The following is a 7229-nucleotide window of genomic DNA, read 5'->3' on the forward strand; positions in this document are numbered from 1 at the left end:
ACGAATCGGCCCTTTCAGATCGGGGAAGTTGGAAGTACTATAGTTGGATATCCATGTAAATCGCCAGTGGGTGTGACCCACTCCAAACCGAGACCATCCGACGCGGGGGACGTGACCAGACCGCGACAGCGTCGAGCGTCCCGTCCACCGCTGGTGAAGTTCGTGAATACACACTCAGGGCGTTCAGTCGATGCCCGATAACTAGGAGGCTTCCGGTGGCCACTGCGCAACCACCCCACCCGGCGCCGGACGCCGACTCGGTGGCGCCGTATACGTCGCTGATCGCCGCCGTCCTGCAGACGCAGAAGCTGATCGCCCACCAACTCAACTCCACGTTGCGTCCACTCGGACTGTCCTTTGCTCGGTACGAGGTCTTGGCGATGCTGGTCGCCGCGGACGACGCACTGCCGATGGTGCGGATCGTCCGCGCCCTGGACAGGCATCCCACCACCATCGGAACGCTGATCGAAGGACTCCACTGTTCCGGGTTGGCCGAGCGGACGATCAATCGCTCCGATCGCCGATCGACCCTCGTCACGATCACCGACAAGGGGCGCGAGGTGGCGATCTCGGCGACCCGAGCCCTCGATGCGGTCGCCCTAACGGACCCGGAGGTAATGCGCCGTCTCCACGAGGATCTGCAACAGCTACTCGCCGCAACCCGACGTACAGCGACCGCCGCACCGGGCGGACCCCGCGCCGGGGCGGCCGACCTGCCGGGGGGCCGGCCGTGATCGAGGCACGCAACATCCGCTCGGATGACCTTCGGTACTTGCTCGCCGTGGCGCGAACCGGTAGCCGCCGATCCGCGGCGCTGGACCTGGGCGTCGACCACACCACCGTCTCGAGGCGTGTGCGCGCACTCGAGAAGGTCCTGGGTGTCCGTCTGCTGCAGCGCAGTGCCGACGGGTGGGAGCTGACCGATGTCGGCCGATCGATCGCGGAGAAGGCGCGACTGATCGAGGAGGCCGTTCAGGAAACCGCCGACGTAGTCCTCGGTATCAGTGAGAATCCGCTTCGGGGAACCATCCGGATCACTGCTCCGGACGGATTCGGGTCGTTGTTCGTCGCTCCTGCACTGGCCAAGCTGCGGATGAGTCACCCGCACCTTGTCGTCGAGTTGATCACGGATACAAGGCAACTCAATCTCTATCAATCAGGGTTCGACCTCGCCGTTGCGGTGGGCACACCGATCACCAGTCGGCTGGTCTCCGAACGCGTGTGCCAGTACTCGCTGGGGCTGTACGGCAGCGAACAGTACTTCAGCGACCACGGCGAACCCGGCAACCTGGACGAGCTGACAGCACACCCGCTGGTCTTCTTCGTCGACTCCCTGCTGCAGGTCGGGGATCTCGACTTGAGCCGACACCTCCCCGGCGTTGCGGCAAAGTTTATGTCCACCAACATCTTCGCTCACGTTGCTGCCACGCGGTCCGGCGGCGGCATCGGACTGTTACCGGCGTTCATGGCGGACCAACACGCCGATCTGCGCAGGATTCTGCCCGATGCCGTCGACGTCCGGCTCGCCTTCTCCCTGGCCGCACGCCGCGAAAGCCTCACCAACCCGGCGGTCCAGGCCGTCCGGCAAGCGATTCAGGAAGAGGCGCGCAGCCGGCGAGCCGAACTGGTCCCCACCGTGTAATTGCCGAGCGCACTCGGGGCCGCGTCGCAGGACGCAGACTCCTGCAACGCCGCTGACCGTTGTGCCAGTCGGACTCTCACCGAACTCACACCTGTGCGGGCACCATGGTGTCGAGCGGATCGGTGGTGTCGACCGTGTCGAGCCACTCGAGGATCTGTTCGGTGTGTTGTCCGAGCACCGGCGGCGCAGCATGCGCGGACCGCACCAGTGACTCACCGCCGGCCGTTTCCATCCGCAAGGACGGACCCGGCAACTGCACCGGCCCCACCACGGGGTGCTCGACCTCGAGCAGCAGTCCCTGGCTGCGGGTCTGCTCCCACTCGTAGACCTCGTCGATAGTGCGGATCGACCCCGCGGGAACACCCGCGGCCTCGAGCTCGGCGAGGACATCGACCCGCGTGCGGCTTGCGAAGTCGGCCTCGATCGCGGCGATCAACGCATCCCGGGCCGCAACCCGGTCCCGGTTGACGGCGAACCGCGGATCCTGGGCCGACAGACCTGCCACCGGCGCGAACTTCGCCCAGATCGCCTCGCTGCCCACCGCGATCTGGACGAATCCGTCCCCGCAGCGGAAGCTTCCGTACGGTGCGATCTGCGGGTGGTGATTGCCGGACCGCTGCGCGACCTGCCCGCCGACCGTCCACTTGGTGCCCTGGAAGGTGTGGGCGCTGACCGCGGCGGCCAACAGGGACGTCCGCACCACCATGCCCTTGCCGGTCTTTTCCCTCGAGGCCAGTGCGGCCGAGACTCCCGTGGCGCCGTGGACACCGGCGAGGACGTCGGCGATCGGGACCCCGATCCGCGTCGGCTCCCCGGTGGGATCCCCGGTCACCGACATCAGGCCGGCCTCGCCCTGAGCGATCTGGTCGTAGCCCGCGCGCGAACCCTCGGGCCCGTCGTGCCCGAAGCCGGTGATCGACAACGTGATCAGCCGCGGGTTGAGCTCTTCGAGCACATCGGCCGGAAATCCCAACCGGTCGAACGCGCCCGGCCGCAGGTTCTCGATCAGTACGTCCGCCCGCCGGATCAGGCGGCGCAGCGCATCCTTTCCGTGCTCGGATTTGAGGTCGAGGACGATCGATTCCTTGTTCCGGTTCGCCGACATGAAATACGACGACTGCGGGTCGTCGGCCGGCCCGACGAACGGCGGCCCCCAGGTGCGGGAGTCGTCGCCGGTGGCCGGGGCTTCGACCTTGATCACGCGGGCTCCGAGGTCACCGAGCATCATTGCGGCGATGGGGCCGGCCAGCGCCCGGGAGAGGTCGAGCACGAGGATGTCGTTCAGTGGTCCAACGGTCATGGTGAGCTCCCTTCTCAGAATGTGCGCAGGCGCACGTTGACCTGCTTGGTCTGGGTGAAGCCGGCGATCATGCCCTCGAGGGACACCTCGCGGCCGAGGCCGCTCTGCTTGTAGCCACCGTAGGACTGGCCGACCATCTGGCCGCCGCCCTGGTTGACCTGCACCCACCCGGTTTCGAGGGCGTGGGCGGTAGACAGGGCCAGATCGAGGTTGTGTGTCCACACGTAGGCGGCCAGACCGTAGTGCGAGTCGTTGGCCATCTCGATGACGTCGGTGTGGTCGTTCCACGGGATCGCGACGAGCGCGGGTCCGAAGATTTCCTCCCGGGACAGGCGCCAGGAGTTGTCGGCGCCCGAGAACACGGTCGGGCCCATGTAGTAGCCGTCGGAGTTCGGGATCGTGGCGGGGGAGCCGTCGAGGGCGACCGATACCTTGGACGAGCTGAGGCCGTCGTCGAGGAACCCGCACACGGAGGCGAACTGCTTGTCGTTGATGATGGCGCCCATGTCCGTGGACTCGGCGAGCGGGTTTCCGACCTCGAGGGCGGCGAGGGCGTTCACCAGCCGGTCGAGGACCTCGTCGTAGATGTCCTGGTGCAGGAACAGCCGGGAACCGGCGGTGCAGCTCTGGCCCTGCCGGTGCACCCGGGTCGAGAGCAGCAGCTGATTGATGAAGTCGTCGTCGATGTCCACGTCGGGGAAGACGATCGACGGATTCTTGCCGCCGAGTTCGAGGGAGACGTGGGCGAGACGGCCGCCGGCTTCGCGGGCGACATGGCGACCCACCTCGGTCGAGCCGGTGAAGGAGATCTTGTCGACCTCGGGGTGCTGGACCAACGCTTCGCCGGCGACCCTGCCGGATCCGGTGATGACGTTGAGTACACCTGCCGGCAGGAACTCGGCGCAGATCTCGGCGAGCAGCAACACGCTCAGCGGGGCCGCCTCGGCCGCCTTGACCACGACGGTGTTTCCGGCGACGAGGGCGGCGGGGATCTTGAATCCGGCGATCATCAGTGGGGAGTTCCAGGGAAGGATGCAGCCGATGACGCCGAGCGGCTCCTGCCTCGAGTACTGGAGCTGATCGTCACCGGCGGGCAGGACCGTGCCCTTGATCTCGCCGGCGACACCGGCGAAGTATCGGAACAGGTTCGCCAGTGTGGCGACCTCGGGGCGCGCCTGGGTGCGCAGCGCGTTGCCGGTGTCGAGGGCGGTGAGGCGGGCGAGTTCCTCGGCGCGCGCGTCGATGGCGTCGGCGATCTGGCTCAGGATCCGGCCTCGTGCCGTGAAGTGCTGAGAGCGCCACCGGGGGAAGGCCTTCTGCGCGGCACGTACCGCGCGATCGACATCCTCGGTGCTCGAGGACGGGACACGGCCGATCACATGCTCACGCAGGATCGGGGTGGTCACGTCACTCCACTGACCGGAAAGGGCTTCCACCCACGCGCCGTCGACGAACATGGGGTAGTCGCGGGCCTCGGGAATGTGGAGCTCAGCGAGTGAGGTTTGCGTGGAGGTCATGTCGGAATCTCCTTGATATACGGATGGCTCTGCTGGAGTGCGGGGAACAGCGTTAGGCGGACGGAGCGACGCTTCCGCGCTCGGACAGCGCGCCGATCGCATGGGCGTAGACCTCGTCGACCTCACCTTCTGCATCGACCGACAGAAGAACTGGTGCGTAGTAGTCGAGCAGCGGTCGGGTTTCGTCGTGATAGACCCGCAGACGTCGACGAATGACGTCCTCGGTGTCGTCGGCGCGGCCACGGGCCAGCATCCGCGCGACGACTGCATCGTCGGCGATCGAAAAGTCCAGGACGGCGTTGATCTGGCTCAGTTGTTCGCCGAGGAGCTCATCGAGGGCGATCGCCTGAGCCACGGTGCGCGGGAAGCCGTCCAGGATGAATCCCGTGGCCGTGTCGTCGGCCGCGAGTCGCTCCGCCACCATCCCGATGGTGACCTCGTTCGGGACCAGCTCGCCGGAATCGAGGAACGATTTCGCTGTCTGCCCCAGTTCGGTGCCCTGCGCGATATGGCTACGGAACAGATCACCAGTCGAGATGTGGGGCAGCTGGAGTGCCGTCGAAAGCACCTGCGCCTGAGTGCCTTTACCCGCTCCCGGCGGCCCCGTCAGAATGATGCGCACAACCAATTCCTTTCACATCGAGCAGTGCCTCACGCCCGGCGACGCAGCACAGGGTGAGGTCTACGTGGGAGGGACTACGAAGGTTGTGCCTGCGCGTCGAACGCGCCGGCACGGATCGCCGTCACGATCGCGGAGAAGTCGCGACCGGGGCCGTCGTGGGCGACGAACTGTTCGTAGAGTTCGGTGGCGCGTCGTCCGAGCGTCGTATCGACGCCGTTGTCCGCCGCGGCAGCCTGCGCGAGTCGAAGGTCCTTGAGCATCAACGCGCTCGCGAACCCGCCAGCATAGTCGCGGTTGGCGGGGCTGGTAGGAACCGGCCCGGGAACCGGGCAGTTCGTGGTCAACGCCCAGCACTGACCGGACGCGGTCGACGAGACGTCGAACAGTGCCTGGTCGGTCAGGCCCAGCTTCGCGCCCAACGCGAAAGCTTCGCTGACGGCGATCATGGAGATCCCCAAGATCATGTTGTTGCAGATTTTCGCAGCCTGGCCGGCTCCGGAGTCGCCGCATCGAACGATGCGGGACCCCATCGCGTCGAGGAGCGCGCCGGCCTGGTCCACCGCGTCCGCGGGGCCACCGACCATGAAGGTGAGGGTTCCGCCGTCCGCCGCGACGGTGCCTCCGGACACCGGGGCGTCCACCGCTCGATGCCCGGCGCCGACAGCCAGTTCAGCGGCGGCCCGCGCATCGGCGACATCGATCGTCGAGCAGTCCAGGAAGAGGGTTCCTGGCGATGCGGCCGGAACCAGGTCGGCGTAGGCGTCGAGCACGTGCTTGCCGCTGGGCAGCATGGTGATGATCACCTCGGCATGCTCTGCTGCATCGACAAGAGACGCGGCAGAGTCGATTCCGTGTGATGTCGCCTTCTCCGCTGCTGCCGGGGAGGGGTCGAATCCGATGACTGTGTGGCCGTTGCGCACCAGATTCGTGGCCATACCCAAGCCCATGTTTCCGAGGCCGAGGAAAGCGATCTTGCTCATCTGTACTCCTAGCGGTGTGGTAGCCGACGTTCCACGCAAGGGCCGAGGAAAACCCATCCGGGGCATCGATTCGGACAAACGGCTCGTGGATGAACCCCGGGGGATCGTGGCGCTTGGCGTCGCTCTCCGCCGGGAACGTGAATCAGTGTGCCCGCGGATGGAAGGATGAGGAATCACCTAACCTGCAAGGGGGATGTGCAATATTGCATCACCGCAGGCACAACGCAGCCGATGCGGGATTGATCAAGATGCTGCCGGTGCGGAGTGGGTTGAGCGCGGGACTTCGCGGTGCAGGTGCGGCAGACTTCGCTGCCGCTATCGAACAACTCGCCGACATGCAACCGGTGGCCGATGTATCCGGCCACTCGCTGGAGACGGTTCTGGAGGCCTGGCGCGAGTTCGAAAGCCGCGCGTTCGACCCGAACCCGCCTGTCTACCACGAGCCCACCTGGCTTTCCGCCGAGCTAGTTGGGCGCCGGCAGAAACTACCGGCTCATGACGCTGTGGTCGTCATCGAAGCGCACATCAACATCGCGCTTCTCCGGGACCGACTTGGAACGTATACACGCGGTCCGTGCCGCGTTGATCGGGGCCCCTGCGACCCGTGATCTGGACACGATTCGGGCAGCCTTCATGGTCCACACGAACGGCAGCGCTCAGGAGCTCGTCGCACTCTCGACCGAGGCCGGCGCGAGTCCCGTCAGGCGCGTAGGACGTATCCGATGCCTCGGACGTCGGATCCACGGTTCTGCCGCCTGCTACCCACCAAGTGTCGATGGCACGAGCGGTCATGCCATCATGTCGTTTCGAGGTCGCTACTTCGTGCCGAAGACCCGTTCCAGCATGGCGGTGTCCGCGGCGGATTGGAATTTGACGACTTTCCCGTCGCGGAAGGTGAGCACATCGGCTTCGTCCGCGGACTCGCCGCCGGCGGCGACTCGGGTGAGTACGACAACGACATCGTCGTCGCCGAGAAATCGTTCGGGTGTTGTCGTCGTGGATTTCTCGGCCAGTTTCATCCAGATCGCGCCGACCTCCGCTTTGCCACGGAAGGTGCCGCTGACAGTGCTGTTGCCGGGTGATCCGTGAGTCTTTCGGCGCAAACCCGGTCCTTCAGGTCCGGGATAGTCGATCCGGTTTGTCGGAGTGTATGGCTAGTGTCTGGGTC

At 66.1% G+C, this 7229-nt stretch carries 8 protein-coding genes; 3 read left to right on the plus strand and 5 right to left on the minus strand.

Translation table 11 applies throughout. The features are described from left to right. Nucleotides 1-215 precede the first annotated feature (215 nt). On the plus strand, nt 216-734 hold the full coding sequence (locus RJ1_RS43965) for a MarR family winged helix-turn-helix transcriptional regulator (RefSeq protein ID WP_073370866.1): 519 nt from the start codon (nt 216-218) through the stop codon (nt 732-734). Then, nucleotides 731-1642, plus strand: coding sequence for a LysR family transcriptional regulator (locus RJ1_RS43970; protein WP_073370869.1), 912 nt, complete (start codon nt 731-733; stop codon nt 1640-1642). The genes RJ1_RS43965 and RJ1_RS43970 overlap by 4 nt, the downstream gene beginning before the upstream one ends. Before the next feature lie 85 nt (nt 1643-1727). On the opposite strand, the gene RJ1_RS43975 is transcribed toward RJ1_RS43970, so the two are convergent. The 4 genes from RJ1_RS43975 to mmsB all read right to left on the minus strand — a co-directional run bounded on the left by RJ1_RS43975 (nt 1728) and on the right by mmsB (nt 6061). After that, nucleotides 1728-2942, minus strand: coding sequence for a CaiB/BaiF CoA transferase family protein (locus RJ1_RS43975; RefSeq protein ID WP_073370871.1), 1215 nt, complete (start codon nt 2940-2942; stop codon nt 1728-1730). 14 nt (nt 2943-2956) lie between these two features. Further along, a complete protein-coding gene (locus RJ1_RS43980) occupies nt 2957-4459 on the minus strand; it encodes an aldehyde dehydrogenase family protein (protein WP_073370874.1) in 1503 nt (500 codons plus the stop codon). Between the two features lie 52 nt (nt 4460-4511). Next, a complete protein-coding gene (locus tag RJ1_RS43985; protein WP_073370876.1) occupies nt 4512-5081 on the minus strand; it encodes an adenylate kinase in 570 nt (189 codons plus the stop codon). A 74-nt stretch (nt 5082-5155) separates the two neighbouring features. Continuing rightward, on the minus strand, nt 5156-6061 hold the full coding sequence (mmsB, locus tag RJ1_RS43990; RefSeq protein WP_073370878.1) for a 3-hydroxyisobutyrate dehydrogenase: 906 nt from the start codon (nt 6059-6061) through the stop codon (nt 5156-5158). 239 nt (nt 6062-6300) lie between these two features. On the opposite strand from mmsB, the gene RJ1_RS43995 reads away from it, so the two are divergent. Continuing rightward, entirely contained in the window at nt 6301-6669 is a 369-nt protein-coding gene (locus RJ1_RS43995; protein WP_073370881.1) for a hypothetical protein, read from the plus strand. Nucleotides 6670-6876: 207 nt separating this feature from the next. Here the strand turns inward: RJ1_RS43995 and RJ1_RS44000 are convergent, their stop codons facing one another. Then, complete coding sequence (locus tag RJ1_RS44000; RefSeq protein ID WP_240319673.1) at nt 6877-7164, minus strand: nuclear transport factor 2 family protein; 288 nt, start codon at nt 7162-7164, stop codon at nt 6877-6879. Between the last annotated feature and the right edge of the window lie 65 nt (nt 7165-7229).

Origin of the sequence: Rhodococcus jostii NBRC 16295 (genome assembly GCF_001894825.1) — a bacterium.
In the GTDB taxonomy this organism is placed as follows: Bacteria; Actinomycetota; Actinomycetes; order Mycobacteriales; family Mycobacteriaceae; genus Rhodococcus_F; species Rhodococcus_F jostii.

Coding starts and splice junctions, on each gene's coding strand:
- RJ1_RS43975 (WP_073370871.1), bottom strand. CDS start 2,942: ATGACCGTTGGACCACTGAACGACATCCTCGTGCTCGACCTCTCCCGG.
- mmsB (WP_073370878.1), bottom strand. CDS start 6,061: ATGAGCAAGATCGCTTTCCTCGGCCTCGGAAACATGGGCTTGGGTATG.
- RJ1_RS43980 (WP_073370874.1), bottom strand. CDS start 4,459: ATGACCTCCACGCAAACCTCACTCGCTGAGCTCCACATTCCCGAGGCC.